We start from the raw sequence: 24,811 nt of genomic DNA on the forward strand, positions 1-24,811 counted from the left end.
AGCAAGATGCCGCCCTCAGGCGGCATCTGTCTGTATGGCGGCAGGCTGTGCCGGCTTGCCGCCCAGCTCCCCCACCACGCAGTTGCGCCCGGCCATCTTGGCCATGTAGAGACACTCGTCGGCCCGGTTGAGCAGATCCTCCACCCCTTCGCCACGCAGGGCCAGGGTCAGGCCTATGCTCACCGTCACCTCCAGCAGTTCGTCGGAGGTGGGGCTCTTCACCAGCCGCGCCTCCACCGCCACCCGCAGCCGCTCGGCCACCCGTTTGGCCTGGGCCAGCCCGGCGCAGTTGGGCAGCAGGATGGCAAACTCCTCGCCGCCGTAGCGGCCCAGCACCATGCCGGGCTCCAGCTGCTCCGCCAGGGTCGCCGCCACCTCCTTGAGCACCGCATCCCCCGCCAGATGGCCGAAGGTGTCGTTGATGCGCTTGAAGCGATCCAAATCCAGCAACAGCACAGCGAATGGCACCTGCTTGCGCACCATGTTCATCCTCGCCTTCTCCAGCTGCTTCATCAGCAGGCGGCGGTTCATCATGCCGGTCAGCTCGTCGGTGGTGGACTCCCGATAGAGCTGCAGCAGCATGTTGAGCTGGCCGCACTGCACCCAGCTGCTGGCCAGGGCAAACAGTCCCAGCAGCCAGATCTGGTTGAGGGTCTGCACGCTCCAGAGCGGCTGCCCCACCAGCAGCCAGTTGCCGGCCAGCATGGTGACCAGAATGCCCCCCGCCAGTTGCAGGCCGAGGGAGAGCGGAATGGGGAAGATGGCGAACAGGCTGATGAGCAGGTAGGGGAAGGCCATGTAGCCCGCCTGCAACTCCTGATCCGCGCCGAAGCTGTGCAGGCAGATGAGGGAGAAGAGCATCATCACCGCCATCAGGTAGCCGAGCGCCAGCTTCATGCGTTCGCGTTTGAAATGGATGAGGTAGGAGAAGGGGATGAGCGGGGAGAGGGCGAGCAGGCAGAAGATCCGGGCCTGAAACAGTTCATCGAACTGGGCGGCGGGCAAGGTCAGCCAGTCCACCACAGCCCAGGCGGGCAGGCCCACCATCAACAGACAGGTGAGCAGCCGAAGACGCACCGTCATAAAGCCCATGCGGGTCAGGGTAAAATCTTCGGAGTGGGCACGGGCACTCCAGAACTCCGACAGCTTCAGCATCCAGAGCCTCCAAATCGCAACAGAGGCCTCATTCTACGCCGTGCGGCGGCAAAATCCTATGCAACCGGGGCCATTTACGGGCGAGCGCCGTCACACAAACCGGCGGATCATAATCGCCACGCGCAAACGTTTCAACCCATCGAAAAATAAACCCGTTTCCAGCCGAATTAGCGCTGGTCAGCCCGTTCTCAATCACTAAAATAGCGCCCAATTTTCTCCCCCCTCCCCCACACATTCGAGGTATTTATGGAACAGGCTGCCGCCGTACGCGCAACCCGAGAGGCCCATCCACCCAGACGAGCCCACAGCGAACTGGTCTACGGCATAGAGGATGTCCCGCCCCTGCCCCAGACCCTGTTCGCCGCCCTGCAGCATATGCTCGCCATGTTTGTCGCCATCATCACTCCTCCTCTCATCATCGCCAACGCCCTCGGCCTCCCTGCCGCCGACACCCGTTATATCGTCTCCATGTCGCTGGTCATGTCCGGCATCGCCTCCTTCATCCAGACCCGCCGCTTCGGCCCCCTCGGTTCCGGCCTGCTCTCGGTGCAGGGCACCAGCTTCAACTTCCTCGGCCCCATCATCGCCTCCGGCCTCGCCCTCAAACAGGCGGCCATGCCCACAGAGGATCTGCTGGGCACCCTGTTCGGCACCATGCTGGCGGCCGCCCTCACTATCGTGGTGATGAGCCGCTTCCTGCACCTGGTCAAACGGATCATCACCCCGCTGGTGACCGGCATCGTGGTGCTGCTCATCGGCCTGACCCTCATCAAGGTGGGTCTCATCAGCATGGGGGGCGGCTACGGCGCCCTGGCGGACGGTAGCTTCGCCAGCCACACCAACCTCTTCCTCTCCCTGCTGGTGCTCGGTCTCATCGTGCTGCTACAGCGCAGCCGCAACCCCTGGCTGCGCCTCTCCGCCATCATGATCGCCATGCTGGTGGGCTATGCGGTGGCGCTGCTGCTGGGCAAGGTCAACGCCCCCACCTTTGACGGCCCGCTGCTGATGGTGCCGATCCCGCTCCACTACGGGCTCGGCTTTGACTGGCAGCTGTTCGTGCCGCTCGCCATCATCTTCGTGGTGACGGCGCTCGAGGCCATCGGCGACATGACCGCCACCTCCGACATCTCCGGCGAGCCGCTGGAAGGGGCTGTCTACATGGAACGGATAAAGGGTGGCGTGCTGGCCGATGGCGCCAACTCCATGCTGGCGGCGGTGTTCTCCACCTTCCCCATGTCCACCTTCGCCCAGAACAACGGCGTCATCCAGCTGACCGGGGTGGCCAGCCGCCACGTCGGACTGTTCATCGCCGCCATGCTGGCCCTGCTCGGCCTGTTCCCGGCGGTGGCGAGCCTGGTGCAGCAGATCCCTGAACCCGTGCTGGGGGGCGCCACCATCGTCATGTTCGGCACCATCGCCGCCGCCGGGGTGCGCATCATCTCCCGCGAGGAGCTGGACCGCCGCGCCCTGATGATCCTGGCGGTGTCGCTGGCCATGGGCCTCGGGGTGGCACAGGTGCCGGAAGTGCTGCAGCACCTGCCGGATCTGGCCAAGAGCGTGCTCTCCTACGGCGTCGCCACCGGCGGCCTCACCGCCATCATCATGAATCTGCTGCTGCCCAAGCGCGCCACCGCACAGGCCTGACACTCCGCCATCCTTGCACCAAAGCCCCGCCATGCGGGGCTTTACCTTGCCAGCCGCCACGGGTAGTGTGCTGGGCAGCCTCTGCTCAGGATGCCTTTCATGCCCTATACCCTGCTTCCCCCCCTGCCCAGCAACCACACCCCGGATCAGATCCTGACCGAGGAGCAGCGCTGGCTGCGAGAGTGTGCCCATGACCGCCAGCCCCGCGCCCACCTCTGGCAGGCGCCCCAATGCCTCATCGTCACCCGCAAGGACACCCGCTTGCCCCGCTACCAGGCCGCCTGCGAGCAGCTTGCTGCCGAGGGTTGGCCTGTGCACGTGCGCGACAGCGGCGGCACCGCCGTGCCCCACGGCGCCGGCATCCTCAATCTGTCGCTCATGCTGCCTCGCACTACCACGGATCTGGCTCACTACTACCGGCTGCTGGGGGCACCGCTGCTCAGTTTGCTGGCGCAATATGGCCTTGAGGGCAGCTATGACTTCGTGCCCGGCTCGTTTTGCGATGGCCAGTACAATCTGGTGATCGGGGGTCGCAAGGTGACCGGCACCGCCCAGCGCTGGCTGGCACCGGGCCAGGATCACCAAGGGGCCGTGCTGGCCCAGGCCATGCTGCTGGTGGCCGGCGATGTAGACGAGGGCACCCGGATGGCAAGTCGCTTCTACGAGCTGGCGGGCGGCGAGCTGCGCTTTATCCCGGGCACCTCCACCACCATTGCGCAAGCCATCGATTGGCAAGGGCGCGATGGCGAGCTGGTAGAGAGGGTGAAAGCCCGGCTCAGCGCGCTGCTGAGCAAGGAGTGAGCACGGGCCCTGCTGCCGGGCACAGCAGCCTGCTCCCCTCATAAAAGCGCCCATAGAAAAAGCCACGACCCAGGTCGTGGCTTTTCGTTTGAATGCAGTGTCGTGGCATCAGGCCGTCTGCGGCTCGGGCTCGGACTCCGTATCGCTGTCCCGGCTGAAGTAGGCGCGGGTCTCGGCAATCACCACGTGGCGCAGGCCGATAAGGCCGATGAGGTTGGGCACCGCCATCAGGCCGTTGACGATGTCGGCCAAGAGCCAAATCATGTCCAGATGCAGGAAGGCGCCGCACGCCACCAGCACCAGGTAGACCAGGCGGTAGGGCTTGATCGCCTTCACCCCGAACAGGTACTCGGTGCAGCGCTCGCCGTAGTAGTTCCAGCCAAGGATGGTGGTAAAAGCGAAGAACAGCAGGCCAATGCTCACCAGATACTGGCCGATATGGGCATCCAGCCCCTGGGCAAAGGCCAGACTGGTCATGGCAGCGCCGCTCACATCGCCGCTCCACACCCCGGTCACCACCAGGGTCAGCCCGGTCATGGTGCAGATGATGATGGTGTCGATGAAGGTGCCGGTCATGGAGACCAGCCCCTGCTCCACGCAGGAATCGGTCTTGGCCGCCGCCGCCGCGATGGGGGCAGAACCCAGTCCCGACTCGTTGGAGAAGACGCCGCGCGCCACCCCGGACTGGATTGCCAGCATGATGCCGGCGCCGACGAAGCCGCCGGTGGCCGCATGGCCGGTGAAGGCGCTCTGCAGCACCAGCGCCACTGCATCCGGCAGGGCGGCGGCGTTGCTCACCAGCACGCCGAGGCAGGCAACGATGTAGAAGATGGCCATGAAGGGCACCACCTTGCTCGACACGCTGGAGATGGACTTGATCCCCCCCAGGGTCACCAGTGCCACGATCAGGGTCAGCAGCACAGCGGTCACTTCACGGGGCACCGAGAAGGAGAGGCTCATGGCGTCACTGATGGCGTTGACCTGGGGGAAGGTGCCGATGCCGAAGAAGGCGACGCCGATGCCGAACAGGGCGAACAGCTTGGCCAGCACCTTGGAGCCGAGCCCCTTCTCCAAATAGTACATGGGGCCGCCCGCCATCTGGCCGTTGGCGTCCTGTTGGCGATATTTCACTGCCAGCAGACACTCGGCGTACTTGGTGGCCATGCCGAACAGGGCGGCCATCCACATCCAGAACAGGGCGCCCGGGCCGCCCAGCTTGATGGCGGTGGCGACCCCGACGATGTTGCCGGTGCCTATGGTGGCGGAGAGGGCGGTGCAGAGCGCGCCGAAGCTGGAAACATCCCCCTGCTTGCCCTGACCCTGATCGCGGCCAAAAACCAGACGCAGGGCGAGCGGCAAACGCACGACCTGAAGCAGACCCAGACGCAGAGTGAGGTAGACGCCGGTCCCGACCAGCAGGATCAGCAGGGGTGGCCCCCAGATAAAGCTATCGATGGCGGCGAGCGCCGATTGAATTGATGACATGCATCCTCCTTAAGAAACAGAAATTAAGGAGGAGAAGGATGATCTTCCCATAGGTGTCGCGATCGGCCAGAGGCGATCGGATGCAGGCAAAAAACGTGTTCACACTCTTGCTGCGAGGTCGTGATCAAGGCTCATGCGCTGCTCGAAAGCCTCATGTATTCACATACACTCCGGTTCCTGCGCTGCTCTTTACCTTGCTGACGACCTCTCGTTACAGACCGTGAACAGTTTCAAGCTCAGGTACAACCATCCCATCCCCTCTGTCCTTTTGCCTGAGAGTTTCCGGCGCCAGATTGCGATGCAATCACGGTGCCTTGCTCCTTCGGCGCCCGATTCAACGGGTCTCTCCAGAGTATCGTCCAGTAGCAGTCCACACCGGTTGCCCGGTACCTGAAAGATTCACTTCTTCGGTGGATGGTTGCCCATCGCTCTCCTGCTACCTTCATCCGAACTAGTTTGGATTAGGAAGCGGGCATGGTAATCCAAAAAGTGTGAGCTGTCTCCCACTCGCGCCCCCTCGTCGCCGATTTTTTTCGATTCTGGCCAGGCTGGGGCCGAATGTTATTTGTTCGTTAACTATCAATACGTTAGACAAGGTTGCCTGCACAACCTGCCGCTTGCTAGTCGAAACATGGGCCATATCAAGATGATCTTTCGTCTCGACCAGAAAAACTTGCCGACATATCCAATCAAAAGGGTTGCACACAAACGCAATAAGCCGATAATCCCGCGCATAACTAAGCACTTTGCAAGGAGGTTATGCAGTGTGCCTGGTTGGTCCCCCCGGACCGCTCGCCTGAGCCGGCCGTCGCCGGTTCAATCGCATATGGCTTGGGCATATCACGCCCCCTAAGGATGACCAAAAGAGAATGAACGAGACCCTGGTAGCACAAGATTACCGTCAGCTGGTTGAACAATTCGGCTCCCCCCTGCTGCTGCTAGACAAGGCAGCCGTCCGCAAACAGTATCGGGCCCTGGCCGCCGCCCTGCCCGATGTACGATTGCACTATGCACTCAAGCCCCTGCCCCACGAGGCAGTGGTCTCTGTCTTGAAGGAAGAGGGGGCCTGTTTCGATCTGGCCACCAATGGCGAAGTGGATCTGGTGCGCAGTCAGGGTGTCCGCCCGGGGCGCTGCATTCATACCCACCCCATCAAGCGCGACAGCGATATCCGCTATGCGCTGGAGTACGGCTGCACCGTGTTTGTCTACGACAACCCGTTGGAGCTGGAGAAGTTCCTCCCCTACAAGGACGAGGTGAAACTGCTGCTGCGGGTGAGCTTCCCCAATCCCGAGACCAAGGTCGACCTCTCCAAGAAGTTCGGCTGCACTCCGGAACAGGCGCTGCCGCTGCTGCAGCTGGCCCACGCCAAGGGGATCAAGGTGATGGGGCTGTCGTTCCACGTCGGCTCCCAGGTGCCCCATGCCCGTCGCCACGTGCAGGCCATCGACGCCTGCCGCGAAATCATGGAGCAGGCCTGGGAGCTCGGCCTCAAGCCCTGGGTGCTGGATATCGGCGGCGGCTTCCCGGTGGATTATGAGGGCGGCGAGTTCGACATCGACGGCTTCTGCGCCCCGATCCGCGAGGCGCTGGCCAAGCTGCCCGCCACCGTGCAGAAGATTGCCGAACCGGGCCGCTTCATCAGCGCGCCGGCCATGACCTCGGTCTCCAGCGTGATGGGCAAGGCCCACCGCGGCGACAAGATCTGGTACTACCTGGATGACGGTCTCTACGGCAGCTACAACGGCCAGCTCTATGACCACGTCACCTACCCGGTGAGCACCCCGCTGGCCCGCGGCGAGCTGCACAACTCTGTGCTCTCCGGCCCCACCTGCGACAGCGTGGACGTGATCCGCGACGGCATCATGCTGCCGGATCTGGCCATCGGCGAGCTGGTGGTGGGCCGGGTGATGGGGGCCTACACCTGGGCATCGGCCTCCACCTTCAACTTCTTCCCCAAGGCAAACATCCTCATTCTGGACAGCAGCCAGCAGGGGCAGAAGCTGGTTGCCGTGGCCTGACAGACCTGCGCCAAAAACAGAAGGGGGAAGCCGATGCTTCCCCCTTCTTGTTATGGTCTGGCGAATCGTCAGATAAACTGGCTGGTCAGCAGCCAGCCGGTGTAACCCACGAAACAGGCGAGCAGCACGCCCCCCTCCAGCCGGTTGATGCGCCCCTGCCCCTTGCGGCCCAGGCACATCACCAGCAGCAACAGGGTCAACCCCATCATCAGGCTCCAGTCGCGGGAGAGCACTTCCGGTGCCACGTCCAGCGGGTGGATGCCGGCCGCGATCCCGACCACCGCCAGGGTGTTGAACAGGTTGGAGCCGAGCACGTTGCCAAGGGCCAGATCATGCTCGTTCTTGCGAATGGCAATGAGGGACGAGGCCAGCTCCGGCAGCGAGGTGCCGATGGCGACTATGGTGAGACCAATCACCAGATCGCTGATGCCAAAGCCCTGGGCTATGGTCACCGCCCCCCATACCAACAGGCGAGAGGCACCGATGAGCAACACCAGCCCGACCACCAGCCAGAACAGGGCCAGCTTGAGGGACATGCCTTCGCTGTCGATGCTCTCCTCGGTCTCCGCATCCAGCGCATCCCCCTTGCCGCGCATGCCGGCCCAGATGGACCAACCCATCAGCGCCAGGAACACCACGCCGAGGATGGCGGCGTCCGTGCGATCCAGACGACCATCCAGCAAGAGGGCGCCGGAGAGCAGGGTGATGCCGAGCAGGATGGGGATCTCCTTGCGCACCACCTGGGAAGCCACGGCGATGGGGCTGATCAGGGCCGTCAAGCCGAGAATAAGGGCGATATTGGTGATGTTGGAGCCATAGGCGTTGCCGAGCGCGAGCCCGGGGTTGCCCTGGGAAGCCGCCAGCGCGGAGACCACCATTTCAGGGGCCGAGGTACCAAAACCGATGATCACCATGCCGATGAGCAGCGGCGGCATACCGGCATAACGGGCAGTGGCGGCGGCACCGTCCACGAACTTGTCGGCACTCCAGACCAGCAACGCCAGTCCGGCAATCAGGGCAACAAAAGCCAGGGTCATATTTTTCTATCTCATCCACGGCAAACACGAGAGCCAGGCAACTTGCCTGGCTCCATCCAAACGCGGCAACAGTGTAACGGGCCGCCTTGCTATTTCAAGATGAAATCAAACGGCGATTAATCTTTCACAGCGCCGCCAGCAGGCTCTCGGCATCCGACACCTCGAACTTGCCAGGCGCCTCCACGAACAGCCGCTCCACCACGCCGTCATTGGCGATGAGGGCAAAGCGCTGGGCGCGCACGCCGCCAAAGGCGCCGGTCTCCTTGGCCAGTCCCAGGGCCCGGGTCCAGCTGCCGTCACCGTCCGCCAACATGGTGATGGCAGCGGCGTTCTGGGCATCCTGCCACGCCTTCATCACGAAGGCGTCGTTGACCGACAGGCAGCAGATGGCATCCACCCCTTTGGCCTTGAACCGGTCGGCCAGCACCACGTATCCCGGCAGATGGGCGTTGGAACAGGTGGGGGTAAAGGCGCCGGGCACCGCAAACAGCACCACCCGCTTGCCGGCAAACAGGCTGTGGGTATCCCGCTGCTGTTTCCCCTCTGGGGTGATGAAGGTGAATTCGCCCGCAGGCAGGGTCTGACCCATCGCAATCATTGTGCTCATCCTTAAGTGGAGGGAAGGAGCCCCAGTCTACCCCACGGCCGAGCTGTGACACAGGCCCCCCTTTAGCGGGATCATTTGAACTAACCTTGAGCAGGATCAGCCGACCAAGGAGGCCTCATGCAGCACTATTACGATGGACTGGAAATCCGCCCCTCCCCCCTGCGCGAGCAGCAGCAGCTGGATCAGCTCAACCACCTGCTTGCCCATGTCGGCCAGTATTGTACCGGTTACTCCAGCGCCTACCGCCAGCGCCGCCTGCAGGATCTGGGGGAGTTGGCCAGCCTGCCCCTGCTCAATGCCGGCGAGCTGTTCGCCGCCCAGCAGGCCCACCCGCCCTTTGCCGGCCTCACCGGTCGCCCCGCCAGCCAGGCGCTGCGGGTGTTTGCCTGCCCCGGCCAGCTGGCCATTCCCGAATATGCCGGGGCCGACTGGTGGGGGGCGGCGCGGGCCCTGTTCGCCGCCGGTTTCAAGGCCGGGGAGGTGCTGCTCAACGGCCACGACTACCACATCAGCCCCACCGCCTTCATCTTCGACAACGGCGCCCGCCAGCTGGGGAGCCCGGTGGTGCCCTGCGGCCCCCACGATACCCGGCGCCAACTGGAGGCGTTGCAGCGCTTTGAACCGACCGGCTTCGTCGGACCGCTGGCGGTGCTGCTGGACCTGCTGGAGGCGGCAGAGCGGGCCGAGGTGCCGAGCGACAGCCTGCGCTGCGCCCTGCTGTGCGAATCGTCCCACCCCGACACCCGGCCGCTGCAGGCGGTGCACGGCATCCGCGCGCTCAACTGCCTGCTGCTGCAGGATGCGGGGGTGATCGCCTACGAGAGCCAGCCCGGCCAGGGGTTCATCGTCAACGAGAACTGTCTGGTCGAGATCATCGATCTGGCCAGCGGCGAGCCGGTCATCGGCGACGCCGTCGGCCAGCTGGTGGTAACCCGGCTCGATCTGGAGTACCCGCTGCTGCGCCTGGTGACCGAGTGGCAGGGCCACTGGCTCGCCGGTGCCAGCCCCTGCGGGCGCACCAACCGGCGACTCAGGCTGGTATGAGGTTCCATCCATCCAGAAACAGAACGGGCAGCCAGTGGCTGCCCGTTCTGCATGCAACGCCGCTCAGCGCCGCGCCTGCCAGGTGGCGATGGCGAGCAAAGAGTCGGGGGTGAATTCGGCGGCCCGCGCGGCTATCTCTGCCTGGCTCATCCAGCACACCTCGCTCACCTCTTCGGCCTGCAGCCGCAGCGGTCCCTGATAGTGGCAGCTATAGAGGCCGCCCCAGACCCGGTAACCCTCCCCTTCGGCATAGAAGGTGCCAAAACCCTGCAGCGGCACCCCTTCGATGCCCAGCTCCTCGGCCAGTTCGCGGCGGGCGGAGGGTTCCATCTGCTCGCCCGTGGTGACCACACCGCCGGCGCAGGCGTCCAGCATGCCGGGGCAGAAATCCTTGCTGAGGGTACGCCGCTGCACCAGGATCCGGTCAGCCTCGTCGAGCACCAGGATATAGCTGGCACGGTGGCAGAGGTTCTCTCGCCGCACCTTGGCCCGCTCGGCCACGCCGATCACCCGGTTCTCTCCATCCACCACATCCACCCACTCCACACGCAGACCCTTCTGATTCATCCAAGTGACCGCAGTATATCGGGGCAACGGCTTGTCATGGCAGCCTTTTTTCAGTTGCGTCCCGGCCGGCCGCCGACGACAAACCGGATTCATACAAACCTCCATGAATTGTCACATCCGTGTCACCTGACGAGGCCATAGTGTGCCCTGTCCACGCAACAGGTGTTTTGTGATGAAGGTGTTCAAGAACTTGTCTCCCCGCCAGATTGCCCGCTACATCAAGAGCTTCCATCACGGCAGCTTCATGGTGGAGACCCACGGGCGGTTCGAGTTCAGCGGCGGCGAGATCAATCTGGAGAGCCTGACCTGCCGTCAGACCCTGAGTCTGGCCCGGCAGATCAATCTGGAGGTTCGCGGCCTGCGCCACACCACCCTGCTGTTGGGGTAACTTCCATAGTCCTTTCTGTTTTGTAGTCTGCGTCCATGCTTTTACTACTTGCCCGCCGCTCACCAGAGTGCGGGCTTTTTTATGGACGACATCCCCCCATGCGGCTCAATGTTGCAGGATCTGGGAGAGGAACAGCTTGGTCCGATCCGACTGAGGGTTGTCGAAGAACTGATCCGGCACGTTCTCCTCGATGATCTGCCCCCGGTCCATGAAGATCACCCGATCCGCCACCTGCTTGGCAAACCCCATCTCGTGGGTGACGCAGAGCATGGTCATCCCCTCGTGGGCCAGCTCCACCATGACGTCCAGCACCTCGCGCACCATCTCGGGATCCAGCGCCGAGGTGGGTTCGTCAAACAGCATCACCTGGGGGTTCATGCAGAGACTGCGGGCGATGGCGACCCGTTGCTGCTGGCCGCCGGAGAGCTGACCCGGATACTTCAGGGCCTGCTCCGGGATCCGCACCCGGCGCAGGAAGTTCATGGCGATCTCTTCGGCCTCCCTGCGCGGCAGCTGCTTGACCCAGATGGGGGCCAGGCAGCAGTTCTCCAGCACGGTCAGGTGGGGGAAGAGGTTGAAGTGCTGGAACACCATGCCCACCTCCCGGCGCACCGCCTCGATGTTCTTGAGATCCGAGGTCAGGGCCGTGCCCTTGACCAGGATGTCCCCGCTCTGGTGCTCTTCCAGCCGGTTGATGCAGCGGATCATGGTGGACTTGCCTGAGCCCGATGGCCCGCAGATGACGATCTTCTCCCCTCTGCCCACCTGCAGGTTGATGTTGCGCAGCACGTGAAATTCACCGTACCACTTGTTGACTGCTTTCAGTTCGACGACAGCGTCCGTTTTCATCTCGAAACTACTCCTAATGCTTGTGGCCCGTGTTGAGTTTGCGCTCCAGATAGATGGAGTAGCGGGACATGCCAAAACAGAACATCCAGAAGATCATGGCGATAAAGACATACGCCTCGGTGGAATACCCCAGCCAGGCCGGATCCGCCAGGGCCACCTTGGAGATGGCCAGCAGATCGAACAGCCCGATGATCAGCACCAGGCTGGTGTCCTTGAACAGGGAGATAAAGGTGTTCACCAGCGAGGGGATGGTGATCTTGAGGGCCTGCGGCATGATGATGAGCCCCATCACCTTCCAGTAGGAGAGCCCCAGAGCCTCCCCCGCCTCATATTGCCCCTTGGGGATCGCCTGCAGCCCGCCTCTCACCACCTCAGCCACATAGGCCGCCTGGAACAGGATGATGCCGATGAGTGCCCGCAGCAGCTTGTCGAGCTCCACCTCGGTACTCATGAACAGTGGCAGCATGACGGACGCCATGAAGAGCACGGTGATGAGCGGCACCGCCCGCCAGAACTCGATGTAGACGGTGCAGAGGCTGGCGATGACCGGCATGTGGGAGCGCCGCCCCAGCGCCAGCAGAATGCCGAACGGCAGGGCCACCACTATGCCCACCACCGCCAGCACCAGGGTCAGCATCAGCCCGCCCCAGCGGTTCGTCTCAACCACCTCCAGCCCCGCCCCGCCATGGATGAGGAAGAAGGCGATGACAGGGAACACCAGCAGGGTGAACAGCGCCAGCCACCCCTTGCGCGGGGTCTTGGGCCAGATGAGCAGGGCCAGCAACACCGCTAGGCCGGCGAAGGTCAGGTTGATGCGCCAGTACTGATCGGCCGGGTAGAAGCCATAGAGGTACTGCCCCAGCCGGCTCTCGATGAAGATCCAGCAGGCGCCGCCCTGGCCGCAGGCCTCGCGGCTGCTCCCCTGCCAGATGGCGGAGAACAGAGCCCAGTCCAGGGCAGACAAGATCAGCGGCAACAGCAGATAAGCCAGCACCAGGGTCAGCAGGCCGTTCCACCAGTTGGGAAACAGATTCTGCCTGAGCCAGGCGACCAGGCCCCGGCGATGGCTGGGAGGCGGCAGAGCCTCCTGCAATTCGTTCACAAACATGACTACTCCCTAGCGCTCAACCAGCGTCATTCTGCGGTTGTAGATGTTCATCAGCAGCGAGGTGGTGATACTGATGACGAGATAGACCCCCATGGTCATGGCGATGACCTCGATGGCCTGCCCGGTCTGGTTGAGGGTGGTGCCCATGAACACAGACACCAGATCCGGATAGCCGATGGCCGTGGCCAGCGAGGAGTTCTTGGTGAGGTTCAGATACTGGCTGGTCAAGGGAGGGATGATGACCCGCATCGCCTGGGGAATGATCACCAGCCGCAGCGTCTTGGCGGGTGAGAGCCCGAGGGCGGAGGCCGCCTCCGTCTGCCCCTTGCTGATGGCCAGGATGCCGGAGCGCACTATCTCCGCGATGAAGGCCGCCGTGTAGATGGTGAGCGCCAGCAGCAGGGCCGCGAGCTCGGGCAAGACCGTCAGCCCGCCCCGGAAGTTGAACCCCTGCAGGGCTGGCACGCTCCAGCTGAGCGGGCTGCCCGCCAGCAGGAAGGCGGCGGCCGGGAGCAGAATGACCAGAGCGGCCACGCTGCGCCAGAACGGGAATATCCTGCCAGTCAGGGCCTGACGGCGCCGTGCCCAGCGGCTCAGCCCCCAGCTCAACACCACGGCAATCAGCAGGGCCAAGAGCACGTAGCCGAATCCCTCTTCGAACAGGGGCTTGGGCAGATAGAGGCCCCGTACGTTGAGGAAGGCGAGCCCCCCCAGATCCACGCTCTGGCGCGGAGATGGCAGGGTGCGCAGCACCGAGAAGTACCAGAAGAAGATCTGCAGCAGCAGCGGGATGTTGCGAAACGTCTCTATGTAGACGGTCGCTATCTTGGCCACCAGCCAGTTGCGCGACAGGCGCGCCACCCCGAGCATGAAACCGAGCAGGGTGGCAAACAGGATGCCGAGCACGGAGACCAGCAGGGTATTGAGCAGCCCCACCAGAAAGGTACGGCCGAAGGTATAGGTCTCGTCATAGGGGATCAGGCTCTGCAGGATGCCAAAGCCAGCCGTGTTGCCCAAAAAATCGAAGCCGGTGGTGATGCCACGGGTGGCCAGATTGGTCAGGGCATTGTGGATGATGTAGAACAGGAACCCGACCACGACCGCGATGGCCAGGCACTGGAAGATCAATGCCCGCACCTTGGCGTCATACCACCAGCGGCCCTGTTCCTTCCTATGGTTTGATGCGTGTAACGCCATGAGGATGACTCCGACAAAGCCAGGGGAAATGGGGGGCCTCGGCCCCCCGATGGTTGTCGACTCAGCGGATGGGCGGCGCGTACATCAGGCCACCCTTGTTCCAGAGCGCATTGATGCCGCGCTCGATCTTGAGGGGGGAGCCGGCACCGACGTTGCGATCGAAGGATTCGCCATAGTTACCGACCTGCTTGACGATGTTGTAGGCCCACTTGTCATCCAGCCCGAGCACCGACCCCTTGGGCTCTTCCAGCCCCAGCAGACGACGGATATCCGGGTTGGTGGACTTGAGCATCTCGTCCACGTTGGCACTGGTGACCCCGGCCTCCTCGGCGTTGAGCATGGCGTTGAGGCTCCAGCGCACCACCTTGAACCACTGATCGTCACCCTGGCGCACGGCAGGCCCCAGCGGCTCCTTGGAGATCACCTCAGGCAGCACCATGGCCTCCGCCGGCTTGCTGAGCTTGATTTTGAGGGCATAGAGCTGGGATTGATCCGAGGTCAGCACATCGCAGCGGCCCGCCTCGAACCCCTTGACGGTCTGATCCGAGGTGTCGAACACCACAGGGGTATATTTCATGCCGCCATTGGCGCGGAAATAGTCCGCCAGGTTGAGCTCTGTGGTGGTGCCGGACTGGATGCAGACGGCGGCACCGTCAAGCTCCTTGGCGCTCTTGACCCCAAGAGACTGCTTGATCAGAAAGCCCTGGCCATCGTAGTAGTTCACCCCTGCAAAGGTCAGGCCCAGCGACCCGTCCCGGGTCAGGGTCCAGGTGGTATTGCGCGACAGCAGATCCACCTCGCCGGACTGCAGGGCGGTGAAACGCTCCTTGGCGGTGAGGGAGACATACTTGACCTTGCCGGCATCCCCCAGCACGGCCGCGGCCACGGCGCGGCACACATCCACGTCCAGACCGGTCCAGGTGCCCTTGGCATCCGGATTGGAGAAACCAGGCAGGCCGTCACCCACCCCGCATTGCACAAATCCCTTCTTCTTGACGGCATCCAAGGTGCCGTCGGCCCATGCATTGGCTGCCACCAGCGACAGCACCATCACCATACCTGCCTTGTGTATCTGCTTCATCTCACGCTTCCCTGTGGTTTGATTCAAATAGGCACCAGAACCTGGCAAGATGCCTTCGTTTCTCTGCTTTTTCACAGCTTATCGAGCGGCTCAAAAACCTGTCAATCGGTGCAAGCCGGCCCAACCTTGGTGCAGCAGCACAAAATAGGTCTACGGGCCGATATGCACTCTTAGAATTAAAAATAGACCCTTATTCGCAAAATGGCCTACGGTTCCAAGCCCCCGATAACGTGAGGATTATTTTTCGCAAAAAATCGGACGCACCGGATTGGGGCAGAAAAACGCGCTGACAACGCATTTATCGGGCGCATTTTGCCAACAACAGGGCCCGTTATTGGGGGGAATGAACCAATACCGGGCAACCGGAAGAGAGGGATGAAAGGTGGGAACGGGGGCGTAAACGCCGGAAAGAGACCGGAGCCACACCACCGCACTCGGCGCGCAGCATCCGGTCGGCAGGATCAATTGCCGCGCGGGCCGTTTTCGATGTCGGTGACCACCCCGTTACGCACGGTGACGAAGCGCATGAACTCGTTCTTGCCGAAGTTGTAGGTCCAGCGCTCCCCATACTTCACCTGCACCAGGTTGCCGAACTGGTTCTCCTCGTTGCGGGTCAGCTCCTCGCGCAGCATGGGCTCGCCGCACTTGATCAGCATCTCGGCGGTGCTGTCCCCTTCGGTGATCAGCGCATTCTTGCAGCGCATGGCGCCGGCACTGGCCGGCAGACTCAGCAGCAGGGCCAGCAGGGTTCCGCCAACCAGCGGCAGTGACTTCATCGATAGCTTCATCTGTGACTCCATTTGAACAGGGCGCTGCCCAGGGTGATGCAGCAGAGCGTAAACAGCAGGACCCAGCCCAGTGGCGCCGCCACCTCGGCCCAGCCTGCCCCTTCCAGCATAACGGCACGGGCCGCCGCGATGATCTGGCTGAGCGGCAACCAGGCTGCCAGCTGCTGTAGCCAGGCGGGGGTCCCTTCCAGCGAGAACCAGACGCCGGAGAGGAACATCATCGGCATGCTGATGACGTTGAGCAGCCCGCTCGCCAGCTCCTCGTTCTGGATGCGGGCCGCCACCAGCAGGCCGAGAGATGCCATCGACGCCCCGCCCAGCAGGGCGATCAACAGCAGCAGCCAGCCCGAACCCAGCAGCGGCACCCCGAGCAGAAAGTAGGCAATCAGAAACACCAGCAGGCTCACCACCAGGGTGATCAGGATGCGCGACAGCAGCTGGGCGCAGAGAAACTCCGCGGCCGAGAGCGGGGTGGCCCCAAGCCGCTTGAGCACCCCGTTCTTGCGGTAACGGACGATGACGAAGCCCACCCCGAACAGGCCGGAGAACATCAGGTTCATGCCGATCACCCCGGGCAGCAGCCAGTCGCCATAGCGAATGGCGCGCCCGCTCAGGGTTTCCCGCACCAGTTGCACCGGCACGGCCTGGCGCAGCAAGTACTCGGCCATGGCGCCCTGGGGGGCGTCCGGGTTGATCCAGTAACGGCCCGTACCGGGCGAGAGCAGCAGATCCAGCTGGTGGTGGCGCACCTTGAGCCGGCCCTTCTCCTCCTCGTCATAAGGGATGATCTTGAGCAGCGGCACGGCGCGCAGCGGGGCATAGGCTACGGGCAGCTCCCCCACCACGCCCATCTGCACCAGCGGCTTGGGCGGGCCGGAGAAGATGAGGGTGAACCCCAGCACCAGCAGCAGCGGAAAGGCCAGGTTCCAGATCAGCGCGGCCCGATCCCGCACGAACTCCAGGTTGCGGGCATAGAAGAGCGCCCCGATGCGCTTGAGGGACCCCGTCATCTGGTGCTCCTTGGGCTGGCAAGCTGAAGCGATATGCAGGCAGGAGCCCCTGCGGAGTGCCACGGGGCCGCGTTCATGCGCCGCTCCGCAGGCTGTGGCCGGTCAGGTTCAGGAAGAGATCCTCCAGATTGGGGGAGCGCACCTGCATGCCGGTCAGCGGCACGCCCAGGCTCAGCAGCCGTGGCAGCAAGTTCGCCACGTCGGGGCAGCTCAGCTCCACCTGCTCGCCCAGCGGGCGCAGGGGATAGCCGAGACTGGCGAGGGCCGGGTGAGCCGCAAGGCGCACCAGCACGCCGTCAAAATGCTGGGCCAGCAGGGCGACCGGGGTATCCAGGCTCAGCAGATGGCCGTGATCGACGATGGCAATCTGATCGCACAACTGCTGGGCCTCGTCCATGTAGTGGGTGGTGAGCACCACCGTCTTGCCCTGCGCCTTGATCGTCTCGATGCGCTGCCAGAAGTGGTGACGGGCCTGGGGATCGAGACCCGTGGTGGGCTCGTCCAGAAACAGCAGTTCGGGGTCGCCGAGCAGGGCCAAGGCCAGCAGCAGCCGTTGCCGCTGACCGCCAGAGAGCTTGCGACTGTCCCGATCGATGAATTCCCCCAAGGCGCACAGTTCGATGAGCTGGGCCTGGGGCAAGGGGGCCGGGTAGAGACTGGCAAACAGTCGCAGGGTGTCGCGCACCGTCAGGAAATCCTGCAGCGCCGTGTGCTGGAACTGGATGCCGATGCGGGAGCGGTAGTCGGGGCCGCGTGGGGCGCCGTGGAACAGGATCTGACCGCTGTCCGGGGTGAGGATCCCCTCCAGCAGTTCGATGGTGGTGGTCTTGCCCGCCCCGTTCGGGCCGAGCAGGCCGAAACAGCTGCCGGCAGGAATGGCAAAGCTGAGCCCGTCCACCGCCTTGACGCCGGGGAAGTGCTTGACGAGATCGACGACTTCAATGATGGCAGCCATGGGCGCTCTCCCAGCAGGAGCCATGACTATATCCAAAAGCGCAGGCGCTGCCCATGCCCCGCCGTGCGCGGCGCAAAAAAACAGACGGCGACCCGAGGGTCGCCGTCTGTATCAATCAAGCCAGCCGGATCACAGGATGTCCAGCAGCTCCACTTCGAATACCAGGGCGGAGTACGGCGGGATGGAACCGGCACCGCGTGCGCCGTAGGCCAGATCCTGCGGAATGTAGAGCTTCCACTTGGAGCCAACCGGCATCAGTTGCAGCGCTTCTACCCAGCCGGCGATCACGCCAGTCACCGGGAATTCGGCCGGCTGGCCGCGGGCGACGGAGCTGTCGAACACGCCACCGTGGGTGAAGGTACCATGGTAGTGCACACGGACGGACTGACCGGCTACCGGCACGGCACCGTTGCCTTCCACCAGCACTTCGTACTGCAGACCGGACTCGGTGGTCTTCACTTCGGCGCGCTTGGCGTTGTCGGCCAGGAAGGCTTCGCCTTCGGCGGCGGCAGCCTTGGCAACGGCTTCCTGCTCTTCCTGCATGCGGGCGGTGATGACCTGGAAGGCATCGTTGATATCGTCACGGCTGACCGCGAACTCCAGACCATTCAGGGCATCTGCCAGACCTTGCTGCAGGGCCGGGATATCCAGACCGGCGAAGGCTTGCTGCGCCAGTTGATCACCCATGTTGCGGCCGATGCCATAGCTGGCCTTCTGTTCGATAGAGTCGTATTGGGACATTGAGAAGTTGCTCCGGGTCCTGAGGGTAAAAGAGACGGGATAATATCAGACTTTTGCGCCGGGTGCTGCCGACCTGTCCCCGGTTTTGCCCCCAGGTGGGAGGTGCCTCACATCAGCCCCTCATCCCCGCCCCTTCTCCCGCCAGGGGAGAAGGGAGCAAAACAGAGCACCATCACCCCTGCTCACATTCAAACCGTATCAGGCCCTGTCCAGCAGAGCCCGCACCGCCGCCACCTTGGCGCCGTCGGTGATATTGACCCGACCGTCGTCCGAGGTGTCCATGCTGACGCCCATGACGAGACACCATGCCGCCTCGCGGCCCGTATCAGCCCCTGTCCAGCAGAGCCCGTACCGCTGCAACTTTGGCGCCGTCGGTGATATTGACCCGACCATCGTCCGAGGTGCCCATGTTGACGCCCATGAAGAGACATCATGCCGCCGTGCGGCTCGTATCAGGCCCTGTCCAGCAGGGCCCGCACTGCCGCCACCTTGGCGCCGTCGGTGATATTGACCCGACCGTCGTCCGAGGTGCCCATGTTGACCCCATGGGGCACCATGCCGCCGCGCCAGCCCATGCCGGACATGTGCACTTCGTTCACCCCGGTAAACTCGATGATGGTGCGCACGTTGTCGGCACTGACCCCGGCGCCGGGCATCAGGCTGGCCCGCCCCGCCAGCGCCTGCTGCATCGCCTGCAGGGTCTCGAGCCCCGCCAGCGCAGTCGGTGCATGGCCCGAGCTCAGAATGCGCTCGCAGCCGGCGGCGACTATGGTCTCCAAGTCGAGGCGCCAGTCGGAGGAGAGGTCGATGGCGCGGTGGAAGGTGACGCCAAGGGGCCCCGCCGCCTCCACCAGCTGGCCGAGTCTGGCGGCAGGCACCCGTCCCTCCTCGTCCAGCAGACCGACCACCACCCCTTGCAGGCCGGCGGCACGGGCCGCCGCGATATCCTGCAGCATCATCTCGAACTCCCCTTCGCCAAAGCAGAAGTCGCCGGCCCGGGGCCGGATCATGGCGTAGACGGGAATGGTGGCATGGCGCGCCGCCAGCTGCATGAAGCCATAGGAGGGGGTCAGGCCGCCCAGCCCCAGCGCAGAGCAGAGCTCGATGCGATCGGCGCCGGCCGCCTGGGCGGTGAACAGGGATTCCAGGTTGTCGATACAGATTTCAAGAGAGGTCATGATGGACTCCTTTATTGGGGAGATCAGACCCCGGATCTGATCTCATAAATTGAGCAAGGCGGCCCCGCGCACCCCGCCGGCGCCGCCGAAGCGGGCCTCGCGGATCTCGGGCAGGGCGACCCCGGGCAGCAGGTGACCGGGCAGGCGCAGCGGCAACTGCTCATAGAGCGCGGGCAGGCCGCTCAGGCCGCCCCCCAGCACCACCACGTCGGGGTCGACCACCGAGATGGCGGTGGCAAGCCCGGCGGCCATGATCTCGAGCCAGCAGTCGACCGCGGCCACCGCATGGGGCTCGTGCGCCTCGAAGCGCCCCACTATCTGGTGGCCGCTGGCACGCTGGCCGTGGAAGTGGTGATAGAGCCGCTCCAGCCCGGTGCCGGAGGCATAGGTTTCAAAACAGACCAGGCGACCGCAGCCGCAACGGGGACGAGGCAGGTCGGGGTATTTCATCAGCATGGTGGCCGGCAGCGGGTAGTGGCCTATCTCCCCCGCCAGCCAGTTGCGGCCCTGGATCAGCTTGCCCGCCAGATAGACGGCGCCGCCGATGCCGGTGCCTATGGTGACGCCGAGGGCGCTGTCGGCCCCCGCCGCCGCCCCCTGATGTACCTCGGACCAGAGGAAGCAGTTGGCATCGTTGTCCACCTTGACCGGTCTGCCCAGCAGTTCGGCCAGATCGGCGCCCAGGTGGCGACCATTGATGGAGGGCAGATTGGCCGCCACTATGCTGTGGTCGTGCCGGTTGAGAATGCCGGGAAAACCGATGCCCACCGCACCGCGCGCGCCGAAACGGGCATCCGCCTGTTCGACCCGCTCGCGAATGAGCTGCTGCAGCCCCTGATAGTCATTGCCGGGAGTGCTCATGCGCTCCTCGTGGCAGAGATTCAAGGCGCCGTCATAGACGGCAAACGCTATCTTGGTGCCACCAATATCAAAGCCGTAATACATGCCACACTCCCTTGTCGGTGAGCCGCCTCACCTCAGCCTGTCCAGAGGGGGACATTGTATTAATTCGCAAAAAAAATAAAGTGACCGAGGGCGAAAAACGGGAGAGAGATCAAAGCAAACGAAACATTTGTCGCTGCAGGCAGGGCTGGCCGAGGCTCATCAGGGTGCGCTCCTGGCCATCGAAGACGAAGCCGCGGCGCAGATAAAACCCCTCACCTATGTGGTTGCCATCGAGCAGCCACAATCTGACGCCTTCACAGCCGGCGCGCCGCATCTGCATCGCCACCGCCTGCCACAGCCGCTTGCCATGGCCCTGGCGCCAGTGGTCGGGATGCAGGTAAAAGGCGCGGATCCAGGCGGTGGGGTACTCCCCCGCCAGCTCCGGCTGCCAGTAGAGCAGGCCGATGACCACCTCGTCCTGGCACAGCAGCATGGGCCTTGGGCCCGCCTCCGCCAGCCGGCGCTGCCAGATCTGCAGGTGCTCGGTGACCGCCAGCTGGGCCAGCATGTCGGTACCGAGCACGCTGCCATATGCGGCGAGCCAGCTGGCCCGCTGCATCACCGTCATGGCGGCGGCGTCATCGGGCCGCGCCATGCGCAGGCTTATGCCTTGCATTGGGGCACCAGTCCGGAGGCGCGGGCCTGCTGATAGAGCGGCACGGCCTCAGCCTGCTGGGCCTGCAGCTCGGCGATCCGGCTCTCATTGCTGGGGTGGGTGGAGAGCAGCTGGGGCGGCGCATTGCCGCCCGCGGCCGCGCTCATGTTCTGCCAGAGCGGAATGGCTTCGGCCGGATTGAAACCGGCGCGGGCCATCAGATCCAGCCCCAGCCTGTCCGCCTCGCTCTCCTGCTCGCGACCATAGGGCAGCATGACGCCGACCTCGACCCCGAGCCCCAGCGCCGCCATGGTGGCGCCGCGGTATTCGCTGCTGCCCATGGCGATGTCGGCCGCCGCCAGCCCAAGGCCGGTCAGCTGGCTGCGGGAGAGCCGCTCGTTGGAGTGCTGGGCCAGCACGTGGGTCAGCTCGTGGCCGATGACGGTGGCGAGCTGATCCTGATTCTTGGCCACCTTGAGCAGGCCGCTGTAGACCCCTATCTTGCCACCGGGCAGGGCGAAGGCGTTCACCTGCTTGGAGTCAAACACCACCACTTCCCAGTTGGTGATGCCGTAGCTGGCGGGCACCTGGGCGGTCACCGCCTTGGCGACGCAGGAGACATAGGCGTTCACTCTGGCGTCCTTGCTCACCTTCTCCTGCTTCTTCATCTGCTCGAAGGAGTCAGCCCCCAGCTTGCTCATCTGCTGGGGCGAGAAGAGCAGCATCTGGCTGCGACCGGTGGGAGACTGGGCACAGCTGGCGAGCAGGGTCGTACAGAGTGCCGCCAGGCCAAGCTTGAACAAGGGAGATGTCATGGAGGTGTCCTTCACCATAAAGATGCCCTATTTTCGGAAATGCGGGCGTCCGGTGCAAGTCGACAAATCACCCGGTCCGGCGAAAGCGGTCACAGCCGGCCCCAAAAAGAAAACGGGCCCCGCGGGGCCCGTCTGGCAGAGGAAACCGGCTTACATGATGCCCAGTTTCTTCAGGTCGGCTTCGACCACCTTGGCCGGTACCGGTACGTAGCCATCTTTGGCGACGATGTTCTGGCCCGCCTTGGAGAGCACCATCTTCAGGAACTCTTGCTCCATTGGGGAGAGCGGCTTGTTCGGGTGCTTGTTCACGTAGACGTACAGGAAGCGCGACAGCGGATACTTGCCGGTGATGGCGTTGTCGGAGGTCGCTTCGATGAAGGTCTTGCCATCCTTGGAGAGCGGTACGGCGCGCACGCCGGAGGTGACGTAACCGATGCCGGAGTAGCCGATGCCGTTCAGGGAGGAGGAGACCGACTGCACCACGGAGGCGGAGCCCGGCTGCTCGTTCACGCCGCTCTTGAAGTCACCGTTGCACAGGGCGTGCTCTTTGAAGTAGCCGTAAGTACCGGAGACGGAGTTGCGACCGAACAGTTGCAGATCCTTGCCGGACCAGGAGCCGTCCAGACCCAGGTCGGCCCACTTGGTGGCCGCCTTGGCTTCACCGCACTTGAGGGTGCTGGAGAAGATGGCATCCAGTTGCTGCATGGACAGGCCCTTGATGGGGTTGTCCTTGTTGACGAACACCGCCAGGGCATCGACCGCGACGCGGATGGCGGTCGGCTTGTAGCCGTAGCGCTTCTCGAACGCCTCTTCCTCGCCGGACTTCATGGCGCGGCTCATGGGGCCAAACTGGGCGACGCCTTCGGTCAGCGCGGTCGGCGCGGTAGAGGAACCGGCGGCCTGGATCTGCACGTTGACGTTGGGGTACATGCGCTTAAATTCTTCGGCCCACAGGGTCATCATGTTGGCCAGGGTGTCCGAGCCGACAGAGGACAGGTTGCCCGAGATGCCGCTGGTCGGAGTGTAATCCGGCAGATTTTTATCCACACCGGCAGCCAGGGCGCTGACGGAAAACAGGGTTGCTGCGGTGAATCCGATTACACCAGCCAGTTTGTTGAGTTTCATCCAATCTCTCCAAGGTTGCAGAACGCAGTCCATCAAAACACGGGTTAACTTGGCTCAGTGCCGGTCATCCGACCGGGGCGCTGAGTGTCATTCCCTGCCCTCTTTGGCCCGACTCCTGGGCGGTGGAAGGCAGTCATCAATCTGAGGCCGAAACGTGGTGGCATCCCGAGTGGGGCGATCGGCCGGTCGCGTTTCATTCTCTCCCTGCGCCGCACTGGCACAGGTCCGTTCTCAAGACGGCGCCAGTATCTGACCTGGCAGTGACAAATTTATGGATTTAATGTGACACTTTAATGACATGGCGAGGCTTTTGACCAAATGAAAAAAGGGCCGCCATCGCCGCCCTCTTTTCATTGCTAACCCATTGCTTGAAAAGCTTATTTCAACACCACCATGCGAGCGGGGATGAGGAAGCTGAAACGGCTGCCAAGGCCGACCCGGCTCTCGATGTCGAGCTGGCAGTCGTGGTGACTCAGGGCATGCTTGACGATGGCAAGGCCGAGCCCGGAGCCGCCGGTGTGGCGCGAGCGCGCCTTGTCGACCCGGTAGAACCGCTCGGTGAGCCGCGCCAGGTGCTCGGGCGGGATCCCTTCCCCCTCGTCCTGCACCGCAAACAGCGCCATCGTCCCCTGCTTGCGCCACTCCACCGTGATCTTGCGCCCCGCCGGGGTGTAGTGGATGGCGTTGTAGACCAGGTTGGAGACGGCACTGCGCAGTTGATCCTGATCGCCGCGCACCAGCAGATTGGGCTGCACCATGAACTCGATCTGGTGGGCCCGCTCGCCGGAGAGCGCCCGCGCCTCCTGCTCCAGCAGCCCCAGCATGGCGGGCATGTCCACCAGATGGGAGAGATCCACGGTGGGCGCCGCCTCGATCCGCGACAAGGTGAGCAGCTGATTGACCAGGTTGTCCATGCGGATGGTCTGCTCCATCATCACCCTGTGTGCCTTGGCCCACATGGCGGGCGGCGGCGGCTCCTCAGTCATCTCCAGATAGCCCTTGAGCACGGTGAGCGGGGTGCGCAGCTCGTGGGAGACGTTGGAGACGAAATGCTTGCGGGTCTTCTCCAGGCTGCGCAGCCGGGTCACGTCCCGCACCACCAGCATGGCCTGATCCTCGGCGTAGGGCATGATGCGAAACTCGAGAAACTTCTCCTCGTTGATGGGCGAGGTCATCTCGAACGGTTCGTCGTACTCCCCCTTGCCGAGGTAGGCGCCGAAGGCGGGATTGCGAATCAGGTTGCCGATGTGCTGACCGGCGTCTTCCGGCCAGCGAAAGCCGAGCAGCTGCTCTGCCAGCCGGTTGCACCAAAGGATGCTGCCGTCGGTGCGAAACACCACGGCCGCATCGGGCAGTGCCTCGGCCCCTTCCCGAAAGCGGCGGATCAGACCCGCCAGCTCGCGGCGGCGGGCCCGGTGGCGCTGCTGCAGCTTGTAGATGCCGTTGAAGATGTACTCCCAGCTGCCGCTGCCGTTGGGAGGCACCAGGCTGCGATCGTGCCACAGCCAGTCCGACAGCCGCTTCTGGAAACGGTAGTGCCAGCCCAGGTGCATGACGGTAGCCAGCAACAGACACAGGGCCAGACTCTCCGTCAGCCAGCCGACCAAGACGAAGGGCGCATAGAAGAATGCCATTCGCCACAACTGGCGCCGCCAGGCGTATGGTTGCAACATAA

General features: G+C 63.7%; 26 protein-coding genes and 1 riboswitch. Of the genes, 5 read left to right on the top strand and 21 right to left on the bottom strand.

Annotated elements, in window-relative coordinates; all coding sequences use genetic code 11:
* Positions 1-15: 15 nt before the first annotated feature.
* Complete coding sequence (locus ACB031_RS11950; RefSeq protein ID WP_319906635.1) at positions 16-1,155, bottom strand: GGDEF domain-containing protein; 1,140 nt, start codon at positions 1,153-1,155, stop codon at positions 16-18.
* A 246-nt stretch (positions 1,156-1,401) separates the two neighbouring features.
* Between ACB031_RS11950 and ACB031_RS11955 the strand changes: the two genes are divergently transcribed.
* Both ACB031_RS11955 and ACB031_RS11960 read left to right on the top strand, forming a co-directional pair.
* Positions 1,402-2,799, top strand: a complete 1,398-nt coding sequence (locus tag ACB031_RS11955) for a nucleobase:cation symporter-2 family protein (RefSeq protein ID WP_371139629.1) — start codon at positions 1,402-1,404, stop codon at positions 2,797-2,799.
* Positions 2,800-2,898: 99 nt separating this feature from the next.
* Positions 2,899-3,600 carry a protein ligase gene (locus ACB031_RS11960; protein WP_371139630.1) on the top strand — a complete coding sequence of 234 codons (702 nt, stop codon included), beginning with the start codon at positions 2,899-2,901 and terminating at the stop codon, positions 3,598-3,600.
* 108 nt (positions 3,601-3,708) lie between these two features.
* Here the strand turns inward: ACB031_RS11960 and ACB031_RS11965 are convergent, their stop codons facing one another.
* Positions 3,709-5,085 carry an alanine/glycine:cation symporter family protein gene (locus ACB031_RS11965; RefSeq protein WP_371139631.1) on the bottom strand — a complete coding sequence of 459 codons (1,377 nt, stop codon included), beginning with the start codon at positions 5,083-5,085 and terminating at the stop codon, positions 3,709-3,711.
* A gap of 250 nt (positions 5,086-5,335) precedes the next feature.
* Positions 5,336-5,446: riboswitch (glycine riboswitch) on the bottom strand.
* 508 nt (positions 5,447-5,954) lie between these two features.
* Between ACB031_RS11965 and ACB031_RS11970 the strand changes: the two genes are divergently transcribed.
* Positions 5,955-7,106, top strand: a complete 1,152-nt coding sequence (locus ACB031_RS11970; RefSeq protein WP_252604152.1) for a type III PLP-dependent enzyme — start codon at positions 5,955-5,957, stop codon at positions 7,104-7,106.
* Between the two features lie 68 nt (positions 7,107-7,174).
* Here ACB031_RS11970 and ACB031_RS11975 read toward each other — a convergent pair whose 3' ends face one another.
* Positions 7,175-8,143 carry a calcium/sodium antiporter gene (locus tag ACB031_RS11975; RefSeq protein ID WP_094697009.1) on the bottom strand — a complete coding sequence of 323 codons (969 nt, stop codon included), beginning with the start codon at positions 8,141-8,143 and terminating at the stop codon, positions 7,175-7,177.
* A gap of 124 nt (positions 8,144-8,267) precedes the next feature.
* Positions 8,268-8,741, bottom strand: coding sequence for a peroxiredoxin (locus ACB031_RS11980; RefSeq protein ID WP_017783489.1), 474 nt, complete (start codon positions 8,739-8,741; stop codon positions 8,268-8,270).
* A 126-nt stretch (positions 8,742-8,867) separates the two neighbouring features.
* Here ACB031_RS11980 and ACB031_RS11985 point away from each other — a divergent pair, with 126 nt between their 5' ends.
* On the top strand, positions 8,868-9,794 hold the full coding sequence (locus ACB031_RS11985) for a phenylacetate--CoA ligase family protein (RefSeq protein ID WP_010634714.1): 927 nt from the start codon (positions 8,868-8,870) through the stop codon (positions 9,792-9,794).
* Between the two features lie 63 nt (positions 9,795-9,857).
* Here the strand turns inward: ACB031_RS11985 and yfcD are convergent, their stop codons facing one another.
* A complete protein-coding gene (yfcD, locus tag ACB031_RS11990) occupies positions 9,858-10,361 on the bottom strand; it encodes an NUDIX hydrolase YfcD (RefSeq protein WP_017783488.1) in 504 nt (167 codons plus the stop codon).
* Between the two features lie 172 nt (positions 10,362-10,533).
* Here yfcD and ACB031_RS11995 point away from each other — a divergent pair, with 172 nt between their 5' ends.
* The gene (locus tag ACB031_RS11995) at positions 10,534-10,749 is read left to right on the top strand and encodes a DUF1107 domain-containing protein (RefSeq protein ID WP_005298562.1); all 216 of its coding nucleotides are present in this window, start codon (positions 10,534-10,536) and stop codon (positions 10,747-10,749) included.
* A 105-nt stretch (positions 10,750-10,854) separates the two neighbouring features.
* On the opposite strand, the gene ACB031_RS12000 is transcribed toward ACB031_RS11995, so the two are convergent.
* From ACB031_RS12000 to phoR, 16 genes are all read right to left on the bottom strand, one after another.
* Complete coding sequence (locus tag ACB031_RS12000; protein WP_005298561.1) at positions 10,855-11,598, bottom strand: amino acid ABC transporter ATP-binding protein; 744 nt, start codon at positions 11,596-11,598, stop codon at positions 10,855-10,857.
* Positions 11,599-11,611: 13 nt separating this feature from the next.
* Complete coding sequence (locus tag ACB031_RS12005; protein WP_371139632.1) at positions 11,612-12,706, bottom strand: amino acid ABC transporter permease; 1,095 nt, start codon at positions 12,704-12,706, stop codon at positions 11,612-11,614.
* Positions 12,707-12,715: 9 nt separating this feature from the next.
* On the bottom strand, positions 12,716-13,903 hold the full coding sequence (locus tag ACB031_RS12010) for an amino acid ABC transporter permease (RefSeq protein WP_226009506.1): 1,188 nt from the start codon (positions 13,901-13,903) through the stop codon (positions 12,716-12,718).
* A gap of 61 nt (positions 13,904-13,964) precedes the next feature.
* Positions 13,965-14,984, bottom strand: a complete 1,020-nt coding sequence (locus ACB031_RS12015; RefSeq protein WP_005298555.1) for an amino acid ABC transporter substrate-binding protein — start codon at positions 14,982-14,984, stop codon at positions 13,965-13,967.
* Between the two features lie 461 nt (positions 14,985-15,445).
* Complete coding sequence (locus ACB031_RS12020) at positions 15,446-15,772, bottom strand: DUF2845 domain-containing protein (RefSeq protein WP_005298553.1); 327 nt, start codon at positions 15,770-15,772, stop codon at positions 15,446-15,448.
* A complete protein-coding gene (locus ACB031_RS12025) occupies positions 15,769-16,782 on the bottom strand; it encodes an ABC transporter permease (RefSeq protein ID WP_211051565.1) in 1,014 nt (337 codons plus the stop codon). The genes ACB031_RS12020 and ACB031_RS12025 overlap by 4 nt, the downstream gene beginning before the upstream one ends.
* Before the next feature lie 73 nt (positions 16,783-16,855).
* Complete coding sequence (locus tag ACB031_RS12030) at positions 16,856-17,737, bottom strand: ABC transporter ATP-binding protein (RefSeq protein WP_371139633.1); 882 nt, start codon at positions 17,735-17,737, stop codon at positions 16,856-16,858.
* A gap of 129 nt (positions 17,738-17,866) precedes the next feature.
* The gene (locus ACB031_RS12035) at positions 17,867-18,478 is read right to left on the bottom strand and encodes an FKBP-type peptidyl-prolyl cis-trans isomerase (protein ID WP_005298548.1); all 612 of its coding nucleotides are present in this window, start codon (positions 18,476-18,478) and stop codon (positions 17,867-17,869) included.
* A 198-nt stretch (positions 18,479-18,676) separates the two neighbouring features.
* Entirely contained in the window at positions 18,677-18,772 is a 96-nt protein-coding gene (locus ACB031_RS12040; RefSeq protein ID WP_017780624.1) for a hypothetical protein, read from the bottom strand.
* Between the two features lie 31 nt (positions 18,773-18,803).
* Positions 18,804-18,899 carry a copper homeostasis protein CutC gene (locus ACB031_RS12045; protein ID WP_195878161.1) on the bottom strand — a complete coding sequence of 32 codons (96 nt, stop codon included), beginning with the start codon at positions 18,897-18,899 and terminating at the stop codon, positions 18,804-18,806.
* Between the two features lie 31 nt (positions 18,900-18,930).
* Entirely contained in the window at positions 18,931-19,656 is a 726-nt protein-coding gene (locus tag ACB031_RS12050; protein WP_371139634.1) for a copper homeostasis protein CutC, read from the bottom strand.
* Positions 19,657-19,698: 42 nt separating this feature from the next.
* Positions 19,699-20,601, bottom strand: a complete 903-nt coding sequence (locus ACB031_RS12055) for an ROK family protein (RefSeq protein ID WP_019839095.1) — start codon at positions 20,599-20,601, stop codon at positions 19,699-19,701.
* A gap of 109 nt (positions 20,602-20,710) precedes the next feature.
* Positions 20,711-21,217 (bottom strand): GNAT family N-acetyltransferase, encoded by a 507-nt coding sequence (locus ACB031_RS12060; protein WP_099358645.1) that lies wholly within the window; start codon positions 21,215-21,217, stop codon positions 20,711-20,713.
* Positions 21,205-22,011 carry a M48 family metallopeptidase gene (locus tag ACB031_RS12065; RefSeq protein WP_017785985.1) on the bottom strand — a complete coding sequence of 269 codons (807 nt, stop codon included), beginning with the start codon at positions 22,009-22,011 and terminating at the stop codon, positions 21,205-21,207. Before ACB031_RS12065 ends, ACB031_RS12060 begins: the two co-directional genes overlap by 13 nt.
* Positions 22,012-22,161: 150 nt before the next feature.
* A complete protein-coding gene (locus ACB031_RS12070; protein ID WP_005298532.1) occupies positions 22,162-23,136 on the bottom strand; it encodes a PstS family phosphate ABC transporter substrate-binding protein in 975 nt (324 codons plus the stop codon).
* Between the two features lie 377 nt (positions 23,137-23,513).
* Positions 23,514-24,809 (bottom strand): phosphate regulon sensor histidine kinase PhoR, encoded by a 1,296-nt coding sequence (gene phoR, locus ACB031_RS12075; protein WP_005298529.1) that lies wholly within the window; start codon positions 24,807-24,809, stop codon positions 23,514-23,516.
* Positions 24,810-24,811: the final 2 nt, after the last annotated feature.

It is taken from the genome of Aeromonas sp. S8(2024) (assembly GCF_041403085.1).
Taxonomy (GTDB): domain Bacteria; phylum Pseudomonadota; class Gammaproteobacteria; order Enterobacterales; family Aeromonadaceae; genus Aeromonas; species Aeromonas dhakensis.